The sequence below is a fragment of the Ensifer sp. 38_S197 genome (assembly GCF_056924495.1).
In genome coordinates this window covers 380,218-400,745 of sequence record NZ_JBXOVZ010000002.1, presented here as the reverse complement: position 1 = coordinate 400,745, position 20,528 = coordinate 380,218, and the positions used below count along the sequence as shown (strand labels likewise).

Annotated in this window: 17 protein-coding genes; 4 read left to right on the top strand and 13 right to left on the bottom strand. The window is 63.3% G+C overall.

The features are described from left to right. Positions 1-2: 2 nt before the first annotated feature. The 8 genes from AC1Z3V_RS15205 to AC1Z3V_RS15170 form a co-directional block, all read right to left on the bottom strand. A complete protein-coding gene (locus AC1Z3V_RS15205) occupies positions 3-1,619 on the bottom strand; it encodes a monovalent cation/H+ antiporter subunit D (protein ID WP_483500129.1) in 1,617 nt (538 codons plus the stop codon). Beyond that, the gene (locus AC1Z3V_RS15200; RefSeq protein ID WP_034787081.1) at positions 1,612-1,959 is read right to left on the bottom strand and encodes a Na+/H+ antiporter subunit C; all 348 of its coding nucleotides are present in this window, start codon (positions 1,957-1,959) and stop codon (positions 1,612-1,614) included. Before AC1Z3V_RS15200 ends, AC1Z3V_RS15205 begins: the two co-directional genes overlap by 8 nt. Next, positions 1,959-4,865 (bottom strand): monovalent cation/H+ antiporter subunit A, encoded by a 2,907-nt coding sequence (locus AC1Z3V_RS15195; RefSeq protein WP_483500127.1) that lies wholly within the window; start codon positions 4,863-4,865, stop codon positions 1,959-1,961. The genes AC1Z3V_RS15200 and AC1Z3V_RS15195 overlap by 1 nt, the downstream gene beginning before the upstream one ends. Positions 4,866-5,194: 329 nt before the next feature. Next, positions 5,195-7,834: a bifunctional diguanylate cyclase/phosphodiesterase gene (locus AC1Z3V_RS15190; RefSeq protein WP_483500125.1), complete on the bottom strand. Its 2,640-nt coding sequence runs from the start codon at positions 7,832-7,834 to the stop codon at positions 5,195-5,197. Between the two features lie 135 nt (positions 7,835-7,969). Next, positions 7,970-8,155, bottom strand: coding sequence for a DUF3008 family protein (locus AC1Z3V_RS15185; RefSeq protein WP_483500123.1), 186 nt, complete (start codon positions 8,153-8,155; stop codon positions 7,970-7,972). Positions 8,156-8,237: 82 nt separating this feature from the next. Next, positions 8,238-9,857, bottom strand: coding sequence for a cisplatin damage response ATP-dependent DNA ligase (locus tag AC1Z3V_RS15180; RefSeq protein ID WP_483500121.1), 1,620 nt, complete (start codon positions 9,855-9,857; stop codon positions 8,238-8,240). Positions 9,858-9,860: 3 nt separating this feature from the next. Further along, positions 9,861-10,871 carry a ligase-associated DNA damage response exonuclease gene (locus AC1Z3V_RS15175; RefSeq protein WP_483504089.1) on the bottom strand — a complete coding sequence of 337 codons (1,011 nt, stop codon included), beginning with the start codon at positions 10,869-10,871 and terminating at the stop codon, positions 9,861-9,863. A gap of 88 nt (positions 10,872-10,959) precedes the next feature. Then, on the bottom strand, positions 10,960-11,913 hold the full coding sequence (locus tag AC1Z3V_RS15170) for a nucleoside hydrolase (RefSeq protein ID WP_483500119.1): 954 nt from the start codon (positions 11,911-11,913) through the stop codon (positions 10,960-10,962). A gap of 208 nt (positions 11,914-12,121) precedes the next feature. On the opposite strand from AC1Z3V_RS15170, the gene AC1Z3V_RS15165 reads away from it, so the two are divergent. Beyond that, the gene (locus tag AC1Z3V_RS15165; protein ID WP_483500117.1) at positions 12,122-12,442 is read left to right on the top strand and encodes a hypothetical protein; all 321 of its coding nucleotides are present in this window, start codon (positions 12,122-12,124) and stop codon (positions 12,440-12,442) included. 198 nt (positions 12,443-12,640) lie between these two features. Further along, positions 12,641-13,300 (top strand): hypothetical protein, encoded by a 660-nt coding sequence (locus AC1Z3V_RS15160; RefSeq protein WP_429813039.1) that lies wholly within the window; start codon positions 12,641-12,643, stop codon positions 13,298-13,300. 89 nt (positions 13,301-13,389) lie between these two features. Here AC1Z3V_RS15160 and lysS read toward each other — a convergent pair whose 3' ends face one another. Together lysS and gltX are read right to left on the bottom strand one after the other, a co-directional pair. Beyond that, positions 13,390-14,886: a lysine--tRNA ligase gene (gene lysS / locus AC1Z3V_RS15155; protein ID WP_483500115.1), complete on the bottom strand. Its 1,497-nt coding sequence runs from the start codon at positions 14,884-14,886 to the stop codon at positions 13,390-13,392. A gap of 10 nt (positions 14,887-14,896) precedes the next feature. Then, positions 14,897-16,354, bottom strand: coding sequence for a glutamate--tRNA ligase (gltX, locus tag AC1Z3V_RS15150; RefSeq protein ID WP_483500113.1), 1,458 nt, complete (start codon positions 16,352-16,354; stop codon positions 14,897-14,899). Between the two features lie 256 nt (positions 16,355-16,610). On the opposite strand from gltX, the gene AC1Z3V_RS15145 reads away from it, so the two are divergent. Together AC1Z3V_RS15145 and AC1Z3V_RS15140 are read left to right on the top strand one after the other, a co-directional pair. After that, complete coding sequence (locus AC1Z3V_RS15145) at positions 16,611-16,958, top strand: ArsR/SmtB family transcription factor (protein WP_483500111.1); 348 nt, start codon at positions 16,611-16,613, stop codon at positions 16,956-16,958. A 224-nt stretch (positions 16,959-17,182) separates the two neighbouring features. Beyond that, positions 17,183-17,563, top strand: coding sequence for a VOC family protein (locus AC1Z3V_RS15140; protein ID WP_483500109.1), 381 nt, complete (start codon positions 17,183-17,185; stop codon positions 17,561-17,563). A 265-nt stretch (positions 17,564-17,828) separates the two neighbouring features. Here the strand turns inward: AC1Z3V_RS15140 and AC1Z3V_RS15135 are convergent, their stop codons facing one another. The 3 genes from AC1Z3V_RS15135 to AC1Z3V_RS15125 all read right to left on the bottom strand — a co-directional run bounded on the left by AC1Z3V_RS15135 (position 17,829) and on the right by AC1Z3V_RS15125 (position 20,392). Further along, positions 17,829-18,578 (bottom strand): TerC family protein, encoded by a 750-nt coding sequence (locus tag AC1Z3V_RS15135; protein WP_483500107.1) that lies wholly within the window; start codon positions 18,576-18,578, stop codon positions 17,829-17,831. A 113-nt stretch (positions 18,579-18,691) separates the two neighbouring features. Beyond that, the gene (locus AC1Z3V_RS15130) at positions 18,692-19,531 is read right to left on the bottom strand and encodes an AraC family transcriptional regulator (protein WP_483500105.1); all 840 of its coding nucleotides are present in this window, start codon (positions 19,529-19,531) and stop codon (positions 18,692-18,694) included. A 213-nt stretch (positions 19,532-19,744) separates the two neighbouring features. Then, positions 19,745-20,392, bottom strand: coding sequence for a TetR/AcrR family transcriptional regulator (locus tag AC1Z3V_RS15125; RefSeq protein ID WP_483504088.1), 648 nt, complete (start codon positions 20,390-20,392; stop codon positions 19,745-19,747). Positions 20,393-20,528 lie beyond the last annotated feature (136 nt).

Genomic DNA, 20,528 nt, shown 5'->3' with positions numbered 1-20,528 from the left:
GGCTATTGCCCTCCCGCCCGGGGTGCCGTGAGCACCCGTTCGGTGTAGCCCGCCGGATCGACCAGCGAATCCGCCGTCGCCTGCATGTAACGCATCGCCGGACCGGCCTGTATGCTGAGGAATATGCAGGTGGCGAGCAACACGACGACGGGTGTGATCTCGATGACGACCACCCGTGGCACGGTGTTTTCGATCGACGCCCAGAAGGTGCGGATGCCGACGCGATTCATGGCGATCATCGCTGCCAGGCCGGAGACGATCAGCAGCGTGACATAGATCCAGTCGGCCGTGGAAATCGCCGGGGCGGCTTCGGTTCCCGACAGGCCGAAGAGACCGCCGAGGATCGCGAATTTGGCAACGAAGCCCGAGAGCGGCGGTAGCCCGGCCAGCAGCAGGGCGCAGAGGCAGAAGCAGAGGCCGAGGATCGCCATGGTTCCGGGTATTGCCGCGCCGACCTCTTCTTCCTCCTCGTCCTCGTCGGCGTCGCCATAGGCTTCCATCGTCACCGCGAGAACGTCAGCGCCGGCGTCGCGGCCGCGTTCGACCAGCTCGATCAAGAGGAAGAAGGCGGCGATGGTGAGTGTCGAACTGACGAGATAGAAGAGTGCGCCTGCGATCATGCCGGGATGGCCGAGGCCGATCGCAGCGAGCAAGGTGCCGGAGGAAACGAGCACCGAATAGGCGGCAAGCCGGCCCATGGCCTGCGAAGCGAGCACGCCGATGGCGCCGAAGGCGATCGTCAGCAGCCCGCCTGCAAGCAGGATCGGCTGGCCGAAGCCTGCGGATGCGCCGGCGCTCGCGCCGAAGACCAGCAGCGAAAGCCTGAGGATGACGTAGATGCCGACCTTGGTCAGGATCGCAAAGACGGCGGCGACCGGCGGCGTTGCGGCGGAATAGGCCGTCGGCAGCCAGAAGCTCAAGGGCCACATGCCGGCCTTCACCAGGAAGGCGACGCCGAGCACGCCGGCGCCGACCTCGACCATCTGGCGATCGTCCGGCGAAAGTGTCGCCAGCTTCATCGAGAGATCAGCCATGTTGAGCGTACCGGTTGCGCCATAGATCAGGCTGACGCCGATCAGAAAGAGCGACGAGGCGGCGAGGTTGATCGCGACGTATTGCAGGCCCGCCTTGACGCGCAGCGGCCCGGAGCCGTGCAACAGCAGGCCGTAGGACGCCGCCAGCATCATCTCGAAGAAGACGAAGAGATTGAAGAGGTCACCGGTGAGGAACGAACCGTTGAGACCGGCGATCAGAAGCTGGAACAGCGAATGGAAATGGTGGCCGGCCGTGTGCCAGCGCGCGATCGAATAGGCCTGGGCGGCAAGCGCCAGTCCGCTCGTCAGGCAGAGCATCAGCGCCGAAAGGCGGTCGAGCACCAGCACGATGCCGAAGGGGGCCGGCCAGTTGCCGAGCTGATAGACGCCGCCGCCGGCGGGCGCCCCGTCCACCGAAGCGATGCGCATCAGCACCATCGAGAGGATGAAGAGCGCCAGCGTCGAGACGAAGCCCATGACGCCCTTCGCCATGCGGTTGCGCTCGTCGATCGGGATCATCGCGGCGCCGACCATCAGCGGCAGCAGAATCGGCAGGATCAAGAGGTGATGCATCCAGTTAGTCATGGCGCTGCTCCCGACCGTCGACATGGTCCGTGCCGGTGAAGCCGCGCGAGGCGAGCAGCACGACGAGGAAAAGCGCCGTCATGGCGAAGCCGATGACGATCGCGGTCAAGACGAGCGCCTGCGGCACCGGATCGGTGAAGCGGCTGAGATCGCCGACGCCACCGGGTTCCAGCACCGGTGGTGCGTTCACCCGAAGACGGCCCATGCCGAAGATGAAGAGGTTGACCGCATAGGAGAGCAGCGAAAGCCCGATGATCACCTGATAGGTACGTGGACGCAGCAGCAGATAGACGCCGGACGCCGTAAGCACGCCGATGGCGGCCGAGAGAATGATCTCCATCAGCGGGCCTCCTTTCCGCTCCGCATGGCGCGGGCATGGGCCCGCGGCGCGCGGATCGACTGGTGGGCAAGCGCGATGAGGATCAGCACCGTTGCGCCGAGCACCAGCGAGAAGACGCCGAGATCAAAGAACAGGGCGCTCGCCAACGGGAACTTCCCGACGATCGGCAGCGTGACGTACTGCGCGTGCGAGGTCAGGAACGGATAGCCGAAGAGCCAGGAACCGATGCCGGTGGCCGCGGCGACCAAAAGCCCGATGCTCATCCAGCGCAAGGGATGGATGCGCAGCCGTTCCTCGACCCAGCGCGTGCCGCCGGACATGTATTGCAGGATGAAGCCGATCGACATGGCGATGCCGGCGGCAAAACCGCCACCCGGCAGATCATGGCCGCGCAGGAACAGATAGGCGGCCAGCATGCCGATGACCGGGAACATCCAGCGCATGATCACCGAGGGCACGAACAGATATTCGGCGACGCTGTCGCCCTTGTTGCGATCCGGGTGATCGTCGTCGAAGGCATTCTGGACACGCTGCTGTTCCGGCGCTTCCAGGCTGTCGGCCTGCGGGCGGAAGCGCAAGAGCAGGGCGAAAACCGTCAGCGCGACGATCGCCAGAACGCCGATTTCGCCAAGCGTGTCGAAGCCGCGGAAGTCGACGAGGATGACGTTGACGACATTGGTGCCACCGCCCTCCTTGTAGGCGCGCTCGAGGAAGTAGCTGGCGATCGTCTCGGGCAGCGGACGGGTCATCATCGTATAGGCGATGAGCGCCACGCCGCCGCCGGCGGTGATCGCCAGCAGGAAGTCGCGCAGGCGCCGGAAGCGGACCTGCAGCGAAAGCAGCTCCGACTCTTGCGTATCCTCGATGCGCTTCGGCAGCCAGCGAAGACCGAGCAGGATGAGGACGGTCGTGACGATCTCGACGAGGAGCTGGGTCACTGCAAGGTCGGGCGCCGAAAGCCAGACGAAGGTCAGGCAGGTGGTGAGACCGGCGCCGCCGAGCAGCACGAGCGCAGCCAGGCGGTGGAATTTCGCGAGAAGCGCCGCGCCGATCGCGCAGGCAATGCCGACGGCCCAGAGCAGGGCGAAGGCAGGATCGATGCTGCGCACGCGAAGCGGCGGCAATTCGTAGTGACTGAGAAGCAGCGGCAGGGCGGCGGCGGCGATGGCGATGAAGACGAGGAAACGCATCTGCGGCTGCAGCCGTCGCGTGCCGAGACGTTGTTCGAGTGAACGCGCCCATTTCCACGAGAGCGTCACCAGCACGCGCTCGAAGATGCGCTGGCCGTGCAGCAGGCGGAAGATCGGCGGTCCTTCGATGCTGGTCGCAAGGTAGTTGCGCATCAGGAAATAAAGACCGACGCCGCCCGCCAGCGCGACGAAACTCATGATCAGGGGCAGGTTCCAGCCGTGCCAGACGGCGAGGCTGTATTGCGGCGTGCTGGCGCCGAGGACGGCGACGACCGCCGTATGCAGGAACGGCCCGATGGTGATCGCCGGGATGATGCCGACGACGAGGCAGGCGAGCACCAGGAACTCGATCGGCGCCCGCATCCAGCGCGGCGGCTCGTGCGGCACCTTCGGCAGATCCTCCGGGGTCTTGCCGTAGAAGACGCTGTGGATGAAACGCAGCGAATAGGTAACCGCGAACATGCCGGCGAGCGTCGCGACATAAGGCGTCATCGTGTCGAGGATGTTGGCCTGGTGCGTTTCGATCGCTTCGGCGAAAAACATTTCCTTGGAGATGAAGCCGTTCAAGAGCGGTACGCCGGCCATGGCCGCGCTCGCGACCATGGCGAGCACGGCCGTTCCAGGCATGTAACGTATCAGCCCTCCGAGCTTGCGCATGTCGCGCGTTCCGGTCTCGTGGTCGATGATGCCGGCCGCCATGAACAGCGACGCCTTGAAGGTGGCATGGTTGACGATGTGGAAGACCGCGGCGACGGCGGCAAGCGGGCTGCCAAGGCTCAGGAGGACCGTGATCAGACCGAGATGGCTGATGGTGGAATAGGCGAGCAGGCCCTTCAGGTCCTGCTGGAAAATGGCGAAATAGGCGCCGAGCAACAGCGTCGAAAGTCCGGCCAGGCCAACGATCCAGAACCAGGCGTCGGTGCCGGCCATGACCGGCCAGAGCCGCGCCAGCAGGAAGACGCCGGCTTTCACCATCGTCGCCGAGTGCAGATAGGCCGAGACCGGCGTCGGCGCGGACATCGCATGCGGCAGCCAGAAATGGAACGGGAACTGCGCACTTTTCGTCAGCGCGCCGAGCAGAACCAGGATCAGTACCGGCATGTAGAGCGGCGAGTTGCGGATCAGGTCGCCCGAGGCGAGCACGACGTCGAGATCGTAGCTGCCGACGATACGGCCCATCAGCAGGAGGCCAACGAGCATGCAGAGACCGCCAGTGCCGGTAATGGTCAGTGCCATGCGCGCACCGTCACGGGCATGGGCATTGTGATGCCAGTAGCCGATCAGCAGAAAGGAAACGATGCTCGTCAGTTCCCAGAAGACGGCAAGCAGAATGAGATTGCCAGAAAGCACCACGCCGAGCATCGAACCCATGAAGGCCAGAAACAGCGCCAGGAAGCGCGGCACCGGGTCCTCTGCGGCCATGTAATAACGCGCATAGAGCACGACGAGCACGCCGATTGCGGTGACGAGGACCGTGAAGAGCCAGGCGAAGCCGTCCATCCGGAGCGTGAAATTGAGGCCGAGCTCAGGGAGCCAGGCGATGTCGTAGCGCAGCACGCCACCTGAGGTGACGAAGGGATAGAGGCCGGCGGCGACGAGGAAACACAGGAGCGCGATCGCCCCCGCAAACCAGGCTGTCGCACCACGCTGATCGGGCGGAAAGAAGATTGCAAGGAGGCTTCCCGCAAATGGGGCGAAAATGAAGACAGAAAGCAATTTTCCCGCGTATTCGATCGTACCGTTCCCTTCGTTCGGGTTTCATGGAGGGCGGGCACCAGAGCGCCGTGCTTTCAAACGAATGCACAAGGGACGCACCAGGATGTTGAATCTAGAGCATCTTTTCCGCTTTAGTGGGTTGCACTTGCAGCGGGACGCTCTAGAGGCCCGAAAGGGCGGTCGCGTCAGCGACTGCCGCAGATGATGCCGCCGGTCCCAAGATATGGAGGCAGGCAATTGTTTTTATGGCGATTCGCGGCAGGGCTGCCAAGTCTTGCCCGTGCGAAAAATGCACGCACCGTGTTTTTTGCAGCGAGCGGGCGTGCTTCTCAGGCGGCGAGCCAGCGACGCTCGAAGGCGAAGGTGGCAAGGTCGTTGGCGTTCATCGGCCGCGCGAAGGCGTAGCCCTGCAGCCCGTGGCAGCCGAGTTCCTTCAGGATATGGGCGTGTTCCAGCGTCTCGACACCCTCGGCGATCACTTCGATGCCGAGCGACGTGCCGATATCGATGATCGACTCGACAAGCCGCTTTTCGGTGGGCGACTCGCGGATCGGCAGGACGAGCTGACGGTCGATCTTCAACCGCCGCGGGGTCAATTTCAAAAGGCTCAGGATCGAGGCATAGCCTGTGCCGAAATCGTCGATCTCGATGTCGATGCCGAGCTCCTTGATGCGCCGGATATTGGACAGCACCGTCACGTCGCTCTCGTCGAAGGAGATCGATTCCAGCAGTTCGAAAGACAGGCGGCCGGGCGGAATCTGCAATTGTTCGAGACGATCGATCAGGTTTTCATCGTGAAGGCGCGCATAGGACAGATTGACCGAGACCTTGGGAATATGGATGCCATTGGCCTCCCAGCGATAGATCTGGAACAGCGCCTGTTCCAGGATTGCCTGGTCGATCGATGCGACGACGTTGATGTCTTCCGCCGTCTTCAGGAACGTGTGGGGACCGAGCAAGCCCTTGGACGGATGATCCCAGCGGGCCAGTGCCTCGACACCGATGATGTCGAGCGATCGTGGGCAGAACTGCGGCTGGAAATGCGCGATGAACTCGTTGTGCTCCAGCCCGCGAAGGATCTCGTCGGCCGTCTGCTTCGTCTTGAAAACGGCCGTCTTCAGCTCGCCCGTGAAGGTCTCGTGGCGGTTGCGGCCGCGGCGCTTGGCTTCGTAGAGCGCAATGTCGGCATTGACCAGCACGTGCGACAGGTCATCCGTTGCCTTGGTCTGGGCAGCAATGCCGATGCTGACGCCGATGCGGCACTCCTGATCCTTGTAGCGAACGGGCACGCTCATCGCCTCGATGATGCGGGAAGCGAGCGTGGCGTCCGGTTCTGCCCCGCCATCCTGACGAACGATGACGAATTCGTCGCCACCGATGCGGGCGACGAAGTCCTTTGCATCCGCATTGCCGCGCAGCAGTTCGGCGGCGTGGCGCAGGATCTCGTCGCCGGCGGCGTGGCCGAGCGTATCGTTGATCTGCTTGAACCGGTCGAGGTCCATATGAAAGATGCTGAGCCTTGCCTCGGGCGCGAAGTGCCTGTCGCGCTCGGCCAGGACCTGGTCGAGGAAGCGGCGGTTCGGCAGGCCGGTCAGCGGATCGTGCAGGGCATTGAATTCCATGCGATGACGCGCCGCCTCGAGTTCGACGCTGTGCGCCTCGGCCATGCGCTTGGCTTCGAACAGGGTTTCGCGGGTCTCGATATCGGCGGTGACGTCCCAGTTGACGCCGACGACCTTCCTTAAGCCATCGGTGCCGGTATAGGCGGAGCCGATCGCGCGAATGTGTCGCAAACTGCCGTCGCGGAGGCAGATGCGGAAGTCCGAATTGTAGGCGTCGCCGGTCTCGAGCGCTTTCTTGAATTCGGCCTCGGCACGCCGGAGATCGTCGGAATGTAGCGCGCTCCTCCAGTCCTCGTAGGTCTCGCTTGTGGAACCGACGCGGCCGTAGAGTTCCCGCATCCGGTCATCCCAAATCAGCTTGCCGCTCGCGATGTCGAGTTCCCAAATGCCGATCTGCGAGGAGTCCAGCGCGATTCTCAGGCGATGGGAAAGTTCCTGCAGTTGCGCCTTGCTGTGCCTGAGCGCGCGAATGTTGCTCTGCCGCTCGCTCATCAGGCGGCCGGTCAGCACCATCGGCAGGATGATCATCAGGCCGCCGAGAACGATCAAGCCGCGGATCAACCAGGCATTACCGGCCGTCGCCGGCCATCCGCCCTTGGGAACGGCTGCAATGCGCCAGCAGCCGCCAGGCAAGAGCACGGTCATCTCGACAGGCGAATGCTTGAAGACTGCCGGGTCGCCGAAGAAGACCGGTCCCTTTGCGCCCGTCCCGTCGCGTCCGGCTATGGCGATATCGATGCCGGGCTGCTTCGAATAGAGCCCGCTGTCACGATAGAGGCGTTCGATGTCGATGATGGCGGAGACGATGCCCCAGAAGCGATTGCTGCTGCCGCCGGCGTCGATCGATACCGGGAACCGGCCGATCAGTCCCCGCCCGCCCTGGACGAGGTCCACGGGACCGGCAAGGACCATCTGGCCGGTGTCCTTGACCCGCATGACGGCAGCGCGCTGCGCCTCATTCCTGCGATAATCGAGCCCCAGCGCCTTCTCATTTCCTTCGAGCGGGTAGACGAGCGAGACGATGAGGTTCGGCGCGGCGGCGATGCTGCGCAGTTGCGAGCGTTCGGTGAAGATGCTGCGCGAGAGCGCAGCGAAGCGTTTCTGATCCATGCCGGGCTCGGTGACGAGCGTGCCGATCAATCCGCGCACCAACTGGATGTTGCCGTTGACGTTGGCCTCGAGCTTGGCGCGGATGGGGTTGAGCTCTTCGGCGACCCGTGCGCGCAGGCGCGCCTCAGCCACTACCTGGTTCTGATTGTCTGCGAGGATGCCGGCCACCAGGACCACGAAAGCCGCTATGAGCGCCGGCAGGTAACTTGGCGTCAAAACCCTGGAGAGCCTCTTCATTCCGAGGTTCAAAGCATGTCTGGCAGGCACAAATCACCCCGGCGGCACGCGAATGGCTGTGTATCGACCGGGATAATCCCAAAAGGGTCTTAACAATTCTTGTTTTAGGCGGTTCTTTTGTTCGAGGTCCCGCGCTCAGTCGTCCTTGCGTTCGGGCAGCTTCTTGCGCTTGGTTTCGGCAAGTTCCTTGAGTTCGCTTTCGCTCATGGATTTTTCCATCCCGCGGGACGCGCCCTTGAGGCTGGATTTCTTGATCTCTCCGCGCTTTGCGGCAAGGGCCGCACCGGCTGCCTGCTGCTGAGCCTTCGACTTGGCTGGCATGGAACACCACCTTTCCGTTGATAGCCTTCTCCCAACGCGCGGCGATGGCCGGTGTTCCCAGATTTCCGGACGGACCGCGATCCTACGTGCCTTCGCGTGCTTCGATCATCGCTTGCAGCGTCTCCAGGCGATCGGCGTCGCGCGGCAGCTTGTCCTGCCGAAGGCGGGCTATGCGCGGAAAACGCATCGCCACGCCGGATTTGTGCCGCGTCGAGCGATTGATGCCCTCGAAGGCGACTTCGACGACGAAACCGAAATCGGGCTCGGCGCGCACGGCCCGAACCGGCCCGAAGCGCTCGGTCGTGTTGTCCCTGACGAAACGGTCGAGAACCTCCAGCTCGGCGTCGGTGAAGCCGAAATAGGCCTTGCCGACCGGTACGAGCGTCTCCTTCCCGTCGACCGTGGTCCAGACGCCGAAGGTGTAGTCGGAGTAGTAGCTCGAGCGTTTGCCGTGGCCGCGCTGCGCATACATCAGCACCGCGTCGATGTTGAAGGGCGCACGCTTCCACTTGAACCAGGGACCTTTGACACGGCCCGGCGTATAGGGTGAATCGAGCCGTTTCAGCATGATGCCTTCGATGACCGGATCGGGCGGGTCGGCGCGCAGCCGATCAAGCTCGTCCCAGGACGAGAACGGCACCAGCGGCGACAGGTCGAAATGCTGCGGCGAGGCGTGTTCGACCAGATCGGCAAGCATTGCCCTTCTTGCGACGAAGCCTTGCGGGCGAACGTCCTCCTCGCCTGAAAAGAGAATGTCGTAGGCGCGGATAAAGGCGGGGTAGGTCTCGAGAAGCTTGTGGCTGACGGTCTTGCGGTTCAGGCGCTGTTGCAGATCGGCGAAGCTCCGGGTTGCGCGATTGGTGCGCGCCGTACCGCCGACGAGCAGTTCGCCGTCGATGACGCCGGTGAAGTCCGCCGCTTCCAGCACATCGGGAAAGGTGCCGGAAATCTCATCGCCGCTGCGGGAATAGAGCCGGCGCACGCCGCCGATATTGGCAAGCTGCACCCGGATCCCGTCCCACTTCCATTCGGCGGCGAAGTCCCCGGGGTCGAGCGCGTCGAGATCGCCTTCGCCGACGGGGTTGGCAAGCATGACCGAATGGAAGACGGCCGGCGTCGAAAGCGCAGGTTTCTCGGCCTTACCCGAAAGCCAGCGGAAGAGCTGCAGATAGGGCGGCGACAAGCCGTGCCAGAGCGTCTCGATCTCGGCGACATCCTTGCCGCCCATCTCGGCGAGTGCCTGCTTGGCGAGCTTGGCCGACACGCCGATCCTTAGGCCCCCGGTCACCAGTTTGAGAAAGGCGAAGCGCGCGGAGGTGTCCAGGTGGTCGAGCATGTCGCGCACGACGCTGCGGGCGTCGGCGCGGCCGGTCATCTGCAGACGCTCGATGGCTTCACCGAGCGGAATATCCGATGCGACGGTGCCGGCCGGCGGCTCCCAGACGAGCGAGACCGTTTCGGCCAGGTCGCCGACATAGTCGTAGGAATACTGGAACAGCACGGCGTCCATGCGTTCGAGCAGCAGGTCGCGGATCATAGCCGGCTTGACGGTGTTCAGCGACAACGTACCGGCGATGGCCGCCAGCGCGTAGCCGCGGCTCGGATCCGGGGTGGTCCGGAAGTAATCGGCCAGCAGGCGGATCTTGGCGTTGCGCTGCGGGCTTAGAACGAGACGGTCGAGCAGTTCGGCAAAGGCATGCATCCGTCACTCTCCCTCGTCGTCGTAGCCGACGAGGTGCAGCGGGCGGGCGGCGATGCCCTGAAGCTCGCACCAGCGCACCAGCGCTTCCTCACGCCCATGCGTGACCCAGACTTCGCCCGGTGCGATCTCGGTGATCGTCGCCGTGAGCTCGGCCCAGTCGCAATGGTCGGAGATGACGAGCGGCAGTTCGACGCCGCGCTGCTTCGCTCTTTGACGGATCAGCATCCAGCCGGACGCGAAGATGGCGATCGGATCGGCGAAGCGCCGCGACCAGCGATCGGCGAAGGCGGCGGGCGGGCCGATCACGATCGTGCCCCTGAAATCCTGCTTTTCGTCTGCGGCGAGCGTTGCCGGACGCAGCTCGCCGAGGTCGATGCCCTGGCTCTGGTAGTAGTCGCAGAGCCGCTGCAGGGCGCCGTGGATGAAGATCGGCTCGTGGTAGCCCGCTTCGCGCAGCAGCGCGATAACGCGCTGCGCCTTGCCGAGCGCATAGGCGCCGACGACGTGGGTCCGCTCGGGGAATTGCGCAAGCGACGTCAGCAGTTTGCGCGTTTCGGCCCGGTCGTCCGGGTGGTGGAAAACCGGCAGGCCGAAGGTGGCTTCGGTGATGAAGACGTCGCAGGCGACCGGTTCGAAACCGGCACAGGTCGGATCCCGCCGACGCTTGTAGTCGCCGGAGACGACGATGCGGGTGCCGTTGGCGCGGACGGAGATCTGTGCCGAGCCGAGCACGTGGCCCGCCGGATGGAAGCCCAGCTCGACCCCGTTCAGTGTCAGCCTTTCCCCGAGTTCGACGGCCTGGCTCGTGCCGCAGAAGCCATCGCCGTAGCGAATACGCATGATGTCGAGGGTTTCGCGGGTGGCGAGCACCTGGCCGTGGCCGGCGCGGGCATGGTCGGAATGGCCATGGGTGATCAGCGCCCTTTCGACCGGCTGCACCGGGTCGATGTAGAAATCGCCGATCTGGCAATAGAGGCCCTTGGGGGCGGGATAGAGCAGGGCGTCCGGTTTCATGGACATAAAGATAGCCGGCGAACGCGTGTCCGCCAGCCATCTTGTTCACGTTTTTCAAGGCACAACATCGGTCGCGCCCCGGTCAGGTTCAGCCGTTCAGGACCAGCGTGTCGCTGATCAGCTTCAGCGTACGCACGGCATCGATGTCGATGCAGGCCTTCTGGCTCGGCAGATCGTCCCAAGGGCTCGGCGGGAAGAGCTTGTTGTCCGGGCGCTGGATCGTCTGGCCGTCGGCAATGCCGCCGCAGACGACGCGGATCGAGCCGCTTCGGACGGTGAAGAGCTCAGGCGCCACGACATAGGCGCAGGCGCAGCTATCATGCACGACCATGCCGTCGGGCACGTGCTGCTCGTAGAAGGTGACGTAGAACTTCGAGATGTCGGCGAGCAGCTTGCCGGCTTCGCCGCCGTGCTCGGCGATCTCGGCGATCATCGCCTTGGTCATCACCGTCTTGGTGGTGACGTCGAGACCGACGACGGTGACCGGCCACGGGGCTGTCATCACCACATCAGCGGCTTCCGGGTCGCCGTGGATGTTGGCTTCGGCCGCCGGGGTGATGTTGCCGTTGATGTCGAAGGCGCCGCCCATGATGACGACTTCGCGCACGAGTGCGGCAAAATCCGGATCCTCGCGCAGCGCCAGCGCCAGGTTGGTCATGCGGCCAACCGCGATCAGCGTCACTTCGCCCGGATGGGCGCGGACCGTATCGATGATGAAGCGGTGCGCCGGGCGCGGGTCGATCGGCAGATCGACCGTCTCGGGGACGTCGATGTTGCCGAGGCCGTCGTCGCCGTGGATGAAAGTCGGCCAGCCGACATGCGGGCGGTCGGGGTTGAAGGTCTTGTCGAGACCCTTGGCGACCGGTGCGTCGATGCCCCAGCGCTGCTTCAGGAACAGGGCGTTGCGCGTGGTGGTTTCGACCGAGGCGTTGCCGAAGACGGTGGTGATGCCGATCAGGTCGATAGCCGGATGCCGATGCAGGAAAAGCAGCGCCATCGCATCGTCGATGCCCGGGTCCGTATCGAATATGACTTTGTGCATTTTCGTTCTTCTTTTCTTGTTCTTGTGTTTGACGGCCCGCAATGGAGGCAAGATGGCCGTGAAAGTCAATCTCCCTCTCGGGCGCCTGGGCGGAGATCGAGCGCCTTCCCGGCGCGTTTCCGTGGGAACATCGCTGCCCCGGCGGACATGGCAAGCTCCTTCACATGGATGGCAACCGCTCATCCAGCGTCAACCGGGAGGTCATGTCATGCATAAGCTGGTACTCGTTTCGATGATCGTCATCACCGCGGCCACTTCGTTTGCCGCTCCCTCCTTTGCCCAAAGCGCCGGCGGCAAGGGCCGCGGCGGCGGTGGCGGGCACAGCTCTTCCGACAGCAGCGATTGGTATCCCGGCATCGGCTCCTTCACGCATGGCAACGACAACTACAACCGCCGCCGCCCCAGGGTGATCCTGACGAAATCCGGGGCCTATTGCGTTGAAAACCGGCGGTGGGTGGATGCGTCAGGGACCATACACGTCTCGCCCTATCGCGAGTGCCGCAACCGCGTGGACATCGCGATCGATTGAGCAGCGCCAACAGGCGACAGCGATGCGCAGGCGGGTCAATCGCCTGCGCATCTCTGTGCCGTTTCAGTGACCGCGCTGGTTGCGGCTCCGTGACCCTTCTCGGCAGCAGCTTAAACTTTCCGAAAGGTGGCGGGCCTTATGTTGAGGCGCCCTTCGGGCTTTTCTGCAATTCCTGGATATGACGGCGGAGTCACCCTCGTGAAGGCTATCCTCGGCAAGTTTCGGCCATCGAAGAGACTGCTGGTCATCCTCGCGGCCGCCTTCGGCGTCTCGGCCGCATCCGGCGGGGCCGCCGTCTATGTCAGCCGGGACGCTCTGATGGCGGGGCTTTCCAAGCCGAATACCTCGGGTCTCGAATGCACGCTGCTGCGGACCCTCAAGCTCAGCCACAATGGCCAACGCTGGATCCGCATGCACGTCAAGACCGATCGCGCCGACGGCGAGGCGCGCATGCGCACGGCCTTGCGTGTGGTCGGGGCGCTGGCGAAGGCCGAGCGGGCCGATCTCTATCAGGTCGTCGTGCTCGACGCCGCCGGCCCGGAGGACCGCGCGCAGGTCCGCGGAGCCGCAATCGGCGCGGAGGTGCTCTTTGCTCCCGGTCCGCAGAGCGTGCCTGGCATGAGCGAAACGTTCCGCGCTTCCTATAACGCCGGCACGGCCAACTCTGCCGGCGTCTTCCACGGCAAGACGGTCGATCTCTCCATGGACGATATCCGCACGATGATGGCGGCGATGGACGACCACTCGCCTTGCATCGATCCGTTGGCGGACCCTGCCGAAGCCAAGACCGGCGACGCAGGCGGTGCCGAACATCGGGCCGAACCGGCTGAAACGGCCGAGGCACCCGCCGGGCATTGAGCCCGCGTAATCGAATAGTTTCTTCTGAAAATCAAAAAGGCCCGACGCGTGCGCGGCGGGCCTTCGTATCCGTGGCAATGCGGCCTTGATCAGTCGGCCTTCTGGCGGCGTGCCGGGAAGAGGATGACGTCGCGGATCGACGGCGCATTGGTGAGCAGCATGATCAGACGGTCGACGCCGATGCCGAGGCCACCAGCCGGCGGCATGCCCTGGTCGATGGCATCAAGGAACTCGTCGTCCAGCTGCTTGGCCTTTTCGCCGCGGGCGTGCGCTTGCTCGAGCTGCTCGACCATGCGGGCGCGCTGTTCTTCCGGATCGTTGAGTTCGGAGAAGGCGTTGCCGAGTTCCCAGGCGTTGCAATAGGTCTCGAAACGCTCGACGAGGCGCGGCTCGCCCGGCACTTCCTTGGCGAAGGGCGAGATGTCCTTCGGGAAATGCGTGACGTGAGCCGGCTGGATCAGCGTTCCCTCGACCTTCTCCTCGAAGACGAAGGCGAGGCACTCGCCCCAGGTCCAGTCCTTCTCGACCTCGAAGCCGGCAGCCTTGGCGGCAGCGCGGGCTTCCTCGTCGGTCTTCATCGCCAGGAAGTCGATGCCGGTCGCTTCCTTGACGGCATCAGGCATCGGCACGCGGCGGAACGGGCCCTTGAAGGAGAGCTGCTTGTCGCCATAGGCGAACTCGGTCGAGCCGTGGATCGCCACGGCGAGTTCGGCGAACATGCGTTCGACGAGGTCCATGACGTCCTCGTAGTCGGCATAGGCCCAGTAGCACTCCATCATGGTGAATTCCGGATTGTGCCGGGTGGAGACGCCTTCGTTGCGGAAGTTGCGGTTGATCTCGAAGACCTTGTCGGTGAGGCCCGAGACCAGCGTCCGCTTCAGATACAGTTCCGGCGCGATGCGCAGGTACATGTCGAGCTTCAGCGTGTTGTGATGCGTCTTGAACGGCTCGGCGGTGGCGCCACCATAGACCGAATGCAGCATCGGCGTCTCGACTTCCATGAAGCCGTCGTTTTCCATGAAGCGGCGGATGCCGGAAACGATGCGGCTGCGCTGCTGGAAGCGCAGTTTCGATTCCTCGTTGGTCATGATGTCGAGATGGCGCTTGCGGTAACGCAGCTCGATGTCGGAGAGGCCGTGCCACTTCTCGGGCATCGGCAGCAGCGACTTCGTCAGCATGGTGATCGCCTGCGCGTTGATCGTCAGCTCGCCGCGCTTGGTGCGGCGCACGACGCCGGTGACGCCGATGATGTCGCCGATGTCGATCATCGGCAGCAGGCCGCGGGCTTCCTCGCTCGTCACGTCCTTGTGGCTGAAGATCTGGATCTTGCCGGAGGCGTCATGGATGTCCATGAACATGCCGGAGTTGCGCGAGGAATAGACGCGGCCGGCAACGGTCACGACATCCTGTGTCTCGGTGTCCGGCTCCAGGCCTTCGTACTTCGCAATGAGTTCGGCATTGGTCATCGTCCGGTGGAAATGCGCCGGATAGACGTCGCCGATCTGTTCGCGCAGGAGCTTCAGCTTCTGTGCGCGCACTTCCGTTGCGTCGGAGGAGAGGCCAGTGGTCTCGGTCTTGTCGCTCATCGTGCTCTCCTTACTTTCCGCTGCCGACCATGGAGGCGACCACCTGGGCCGCCACCTTCAGGCGCTGGCGTACCACGGCGCGGCCCAGGATTTCCATGCTGTCGAACAGTGGCAACGAACGCTGCGAGCCCGAAACCGCCACGAAGAGCGGCGCCACGATGACCTTCAGCTTCTTGCCCATGCGTTCGGCGACCGCACGCAGTTCCGCTTCGATCGACTCCTTGTTCCACTCCAGGATCTTTTCGAGATCCGGCTGAACGGTGTTCAGGACTTCGAGCAGTTCTTCGGGCGTCGACTTGACGCCGGCAAAGGCGGCCGGCTGCAGTCCGAGGTCGGACTTGAACAGGAAGCTTGCGAGGTCGGGCAGTTCGCCGAACTTCGAAATACGCGACTGGCTGAGCTTGAGACCCTGCTTCAGACGGTCGTTTTCCATTGCCCATGCAAGGACGCGGGCGGCGAATTCTTCTTCCGACAGCTTCTCACGGATCCAGCGGGCATTCAGCCAGTCGAGCTTCTGGATGTCGAAGATCGCGCCGGCCTTGGAGAGGTTTTCCGGATCGAACTTGGCCGCGAGTTCGTCGATCGTCAGCAGTTCCTCGCCTTCGGCGATCTGGATGAAGAACAGGCCGAGGAAGTTCATCAGCGCTTCCGGCAGGTAGCCGAGCGCGGTGTAATAGGAGATCGACGTCGGGTTCTTGCGCTTCGACAGCTTCGACTTGTCGGCATTGCGCATCAGCGACAGGTGCATGAACTTCGGCGGCTCGAGGCCGAGATACCGGTAGATCAGGATGTGCTTCGGAACCGAAGCCAGCCACTCCTCGCCGCGGGCGACGTGGGTGATCTTCATCAGGTGGTCGTCGACGACGTTCGCCATGTGGTAGGTCGGCATGCCGTCGGCCTTCAAGAGGACCTGCATGTCGACGGCATCCCATGGAATCTCGACGTCGCCATAGACGCCGTCGTGGAACTTGCACGAGCCCTCGGTCGGGATCTTCATGCGCACGACATGCGGTTCGCCGGCGGCGACGCGCGACGTCACTTCCTCGGCGGAGAGGTTGAGGCAAAGGCCGTCATACTTCGACGGCTTGCCGGCGGCGCGCTGGCTCTCGCGCATCTGCTCGAGCCGCTCCGGCGTACAGAAGCAGCGGAAGCCGTGACCGTTCTCGACGATCTTCTCGACATAGGGACGATACATGTCCTTGCGATCGCTCTGGCGGTAGGGGCCATAGGGACCACCGATGTCGGGACCTTCCGACCATTCAAGCCCGCACCATTTCAGCGCGTCCAGCACCTTCTGTTCGAACTCCGGCGTCGAGCGGGTCGCATCCGTGTCTTCGATGCGCAGGATGAATTCGCCGCCATGCTTCTTCGCGAAGAGATAGTTGAATAGGGCGATATAGGCCGTGCCGACATGCGGCTCGCCGGTGGGGGAGGGTGCGATGCGTACCCGGACTGCTGAATTTGCCATGGTCTTTGCCCGTCTGACGTGCTTTTCGCCCCTTGCCGAAGAAGATATTCGGCCGCCGGGCGCGCATTTTATGGGAAGGAAAGGCCCGCAAGGGTGCCGCAACAACGGTATCGGCAGGCTATTCCAGTCGGCTCGCGTGAGACCATAGAACGCCGATCATGTCAACGGAAACCGGATCACGCCGGTTTTTGTTGACACTGCCTGCCCCGAGCGATAATGAACCAAAAGGTTATTTAACTGAAAGGTTTTTTAGAAGATGCCGGAAGACCGCCTGTCGACGACGCTCTCAGCCTTAGCCGACCCGACGCGAAGAGCGATCCTCGCCCGCCTCGCCCTCGGAGACGCCTCGGTCGGCGAACTGGCGGAACCCTTCGAAATGAGCCTGCCCGCGGTCTCCAAGCATCTCAAGGTCCTCGAGCGCGCCGGGCTGATCAGCCGCGGCCGCGAAGCGCAGTGGCGCCCGTGCCGGCTCGAGGCGGCACCGCTCAAGGACGTCAACAATTGGCTCGACGGCTATCGCCGCTTCTGGGAGCAGAAATTCGACCGTCTCGACGCCTATCTGCAGGAGTTGCAGCGCATCGACCCGGATGCCGGGAAGAACTGATTGCCGTCGCCTCTTCCGTCCCCGGCCGTTCTGCGGTAAGCCGAACGCGTCGAAAAAGGCAGGACCGGAAATGGTAAGCCCGGTCCCTTCGGTTTTCCAACGAAGCTCTGCTCGAACGTCCCGTTCGAACCCACGACGTGGTTCCGATGCAATCGCATCGGTCCGCGGCGGGGTGTGCATATCGACGCAGTCCGCCGCGTTTCTCGAACACGGAGACTGTGAACATGCGACTGAATCACATCGACCTCTATAGCCCCGTCGTCGCCGAAACGGCTTCATTCCTCATCGACCATTTCGGCCTGACGCTGGTCGAAAAGCGCGGCAAGGACGCCTTCTACCGTTTGACTGACGGGGCCGGCCTGGTGCTCGTCGTCAGCCCGCCGATCGCGGCGCTCGGCGGCGGCGACCAGGTAAGGCTCGGCGCTCAGACCTACCACATCGGCTTCCTGCTGCCGGCGCGAACCGAGGTCGACGACGTCTATCGGCGGGTGCACGGAGCCGGCGTCCAGGTGACCGCGCCGCAGGACCGGCACGGCGCCTATGTCTTCTACGCGGTCATTCCCGGCAACATTCTCGTCGAGGTCGGCCACCGCGCGGACGTCTGAACGGGCCGGAAGGCCGGCGGAACGTTTCCTGCGGTGAGGCGTTCTCCAACCAGAAGGCGTGGGGCCGGGCCACCGGCATGACTCAGCGAGAGAGGAGGAATGATCCTGTTTTCGCTGAGGGCTCGCGGTCGACGGCCGGTCGGCTCGGCTCCGCGTTTTCGTGATCTCCCGCAAAATCACGCCCTTCACCTGTGATGGAGGGCGTGACTTTCCTCATCTTTCGCCTGTTATCGCAAAACCGCTGCGCACTTTTGCGCGACAGGCTTCAGTCGAGCTTGCCTGCCTTCCTGAGCCGTGCGTTGCGTGCGACCATGTTGAGAATTTCGACGAGCGCCGAGAAAGCCATGGCGGCGTAGATGTAGCCCTTCGGCACATGCAGGCCCATGCCTTCGGCGATCAGCGTCGTGCCGATCATCAACAGGAAGGCGAGCGCCAGCATGATGATCGTCGGGTTCTTCTCGATGAAGTTCGCCAACGGATTGGCGGCGACGAGCATCACGGTCACGGCGGCAATCACGGCGATGACCATGATCGGCAGATGCGGCGTCATGCCGACGGCGGTGATGATGCTGTCGACGGAGAAGACGAGGTCGAGCAGCAAGATCTGGCCGATCGCGGCGCCGAAGCTGTTGATCGCCGAGGAGGCGATGAAATCCTCGCCGTGATCGCTCGGATCGACATTGTGGTGGATTTCCTTGGTTGCCTTCCAGACGAGGAACAGGCCGCCGGCAATCAGGATCATGTCCTTCCAGGAGAAACCGTGGCCGAAGGCCTCGAAGACCGGCGTTGTCAGCTTGACGATCCAGGCGACGGTGCCGAGCAGAGCGAGGCGCATGACGAGCGCGAGTCCGATGCCGACGCGGCGGGCTTTCTCACGATGTTCAACCGGCAGCTTGTTGGTAAGGATCGAGATGAAGATCAAGTTGTCGATGCCGAGAACCACCTCCATGACGACGAGGGTAACGAGGGCGACCCAGGCGGCGGGGTCTTGGGCAAGCAACAGGATATCCTGCATCGGCGATCTTTCCTTTCTGGGTGGCGCGTCGTCGCGCAAGAATCGCCGCAGTATTTAAGTAACATCGCGGAAGTGACAAGCGCCGCCGGCCCTTTGCGGCAGCGCTTTACCGTTTACGATTTGATCGGAATCCACAGTTCGACGGCGCCCATGCCCGAATGCGGGTCGAAGCGCTCGTCGTAGCGTTCGATGAGATCCGGCGTCTCCCCATGCTGCAGGCCGGACTCCGGCAGCCAGGTGCCGAAGATGTGGTCCGCCGTCTTGGCGATCGCGGAGATGTGGCCGCGATGCAGGAAGACGGCATAGCGCTGCTTCGGCAGTTTCAGCGTCGAAAAGCCATCGGGCAGTTCGTCGGCTTCGCTGACTTCTGCGGCTGCCATGTAACGGAAGGTTCCGGCCTCGCCATTGCTTTGGCTGCACACGCCATAGGCGATGTCGCCCCTCTGGCCGGGTATGTTGCCGAAATGGCGGTTGAACCGCTGCCAGAGCGACGGGATGCCCTCGGTGCGGCCATAGGCATAGGTTTCCGCCAGTCCGGCCAACAGCAGGGGCGGGCTGTCTTCGAAGCGTGGCGGGTCGATCTTGAGAAGGCGGGTGTCGTCCATTCTGATAGGCTCCATCAGTTCGATGTTGCGAACGTGCCCTTGCTTGCGGACCGTCTCGGGCGTTACGCCGAACTGGTCGCGAAAGGCGCGGGTGAAAGCCTCGTGCGAGTTGTAGCCCGCTTCGAGGGCCACCGAAAGAATGCTGAGAGAGCCATCGGCCAGGGCGTAGGCGGCATCGGTCAGCCGTCGGCCGCGAATATAGACGCTGATCGAGCGGCCGGTGACTAGCCCGAAAACGCGCGAGAGATGGTAGCGCGAGAGACCGGCGGCCCCGGCGATTTCATCCAGCGATATATCTTTTGCGAAATGGCTCTCGATGAACCAGACCGCCCGTCCGATGGCACTCATCATCACTCCTCAGGCTGCGCCCTGGTGATAGGGTCTTGCCGGAAGGCGCGCTTGATCGCAGTTGCTGAATTTGAAACGCCGCCGACAGCGCCGCGCGTCTTGTCAGACGCGCAAAGGTCACTGTAGCACTTTGAAGTGCTGCATGTTTTTATCCTTAATTCGGCAGGGATTTAGGGAAACTTGCAGAGTTCGAAGAGTTCGACGCCGATCGGCCTATTTCTTCGGTCCGTAGGCGGCCATGAAGACGCGGACGGCGGCGGTGACCGTCGCCTCGATCTGTTCCTTGGGCGGCGCAGAACACATGCCGCCGAACAGCCGGTGCTTGAAGAGCCCGGCCTGGGCCATTTCGATGAACTGGCGGGCAGCCATCTCGGTGTTGTCGATATTGAGCGTGCCGGCGGGAACCTGCCGGTCGAGATAGGCCTTGAGCACGGTGTAGCCGTTTTCCGGCGCCTCGCTGAAGAAGCGTTCGGCCAGATGCGGCATCCGGTCGATCACGCCGATCACCATGCGCATGGAGCGGATCGTTTCCTCGGCCGTCATGCTGGTCGTCAGCGTCACGCCGAAATCGTAGAGCGATTCCTCGACGTCGTCATGATCGTTGAGCGCATGCTTGGCCGTCTGGACCACCCGGGTCTTGCCCTTGATGATCAGGGCCTTGAAAAGGTCTTCCTTGTTCTCAAAATAGACGTAAAGCGTGCCCTTCGAGACGCCAGCCTCGCGGGTGATGTCGTTCATGCTGGCGGCGTCGAAGCCATGGCTCAGAAAGGCACGCCTCGCACCTTCGAGGATCTGCTCGCGCTTGATCGGGTCCTCACCGGCGGCGTGGCGACCGCCGCCCGGACAGAGATCTTCCTCCATGCCGGTTACCGGCTGCACGATGTCCCGTTTCCCGGTCTTCGCCGTACTCATGATGGTCGCTTGTTTCCGTCCTGCTCGCATTAAATTTCAGGCCATCGAACCGCGTGGTTCGATTTCCTCTTGATATGCGACCAGA

Bases quoted from the DNA above. Each gene is read 5' to 3' on its own strand.
- AC1Z3V_RS15205 (WP_483500129.1), bottom strand. From the start codon at position 1,619: ATGACTAACTGGATGCATCACCTCTTGATCCTGCCGATTCTGCTGCCG.
- AC1Z3V_RS15200 (WP_034787081.1), bottom strand. From the start codon at position 1,959: ATGGAGATCATTCTCTCGGCCGCCATCGGCGTGCTTACGGCGTCCGGC.
- AC1Z3V_RS15190 (WP_483500125.1), bottom strand. From the start codon at position 7,834: ATGAAGAGGCTCTCCAGGGTTTTGACGCCAAGTTACCTGCCGGCGCTC.
- AC1Z3V_RS15185 (WP_483500123.1), bottom strand. From the start codon at position 8,155: ATGCCAGCCAAGTCGAAGGCTCAGCAGCAGGCAGCCGGTGCGGCCCTT.
- AC1Z3V_RS15180 (WP_483500121.1), bottom strand. From the start codon at position 9,857: ATGCATGCCTTTGCCGAACTGCTCGACCGTCTCGTTCTAAGCCCGCAG.
- AC1Z3V_RS15175 (WP_483504089.1), bottom strand. From the start codon at position 10,871: ATGAAACCGGACGCCCTGCTCTATCCCGCCCCCAAGGGCCTCTATTGC.
- AC1Z3V_RS15170 (WP_483500119.1), bottom strand. From the start codon at position 11,913: ATGCACAAAGTCATATTCGATACGGACCCGGGCATCGACGATGCGATG.
- AC1Z3V_RS15165 (WP_483500117.1), top strand. From the start codon at position 12,122: ATGCATAAGCTGGTACTCGTTTCGATGATCGTCATCACCGCGGCCACT.
- lysS (WP_483500115.1), bottom strand. From the start codon at position 14,886: ATGAGCGACAAGACCGAGACCACTGGCCTCTCCTCCGACGCAACGGAA.
- gltX (WP_483500113.1), bottom strand. From the start codon at position 16,354: ATGGCAAATTCAGCAGTCCGGGTACGCATCGCACCCTCCCCCACCGGC.
- AC1Z3V_RS15145 (WP_483500111.1), top strand. From the start codon at position 16,611: ATGCCGGAAGACCGCCTGTCGACGACGCTCTCAGCCTTAGCCGACCCG.
- AC1Z3V_RS15140 (WP_483500109.1), top strand. From the start codon at position 17,183: ATGCGACTGAATCACATCGACCTCTATAGCCCCGTCGTCGCCGAAACG.
- AC1Z3V_RS15135 (WP_483500107.1), bottom strand. From the start codon at position 18,578: ATGCAGGATATCCTGTTGCTTGCCCAAGACCCCGCCGCCTGGGTCGCC.
- AC1Z3V_RS15130 (WP_483500105.1), bottom strand. From the start codon at position 19,531: ATGAGTGCCATCGGACGGGCGGTCTGGTTCATCGAGAGCCATTTCGCA.
- AC1Z3V_RS15125 (WP_483504088.1), bottom strand. From the start codon at position 20,392: ATGGAGGAAGATCTCTGTCCGGGCGGCGGTCGCCACGCCGCCGGTGAG.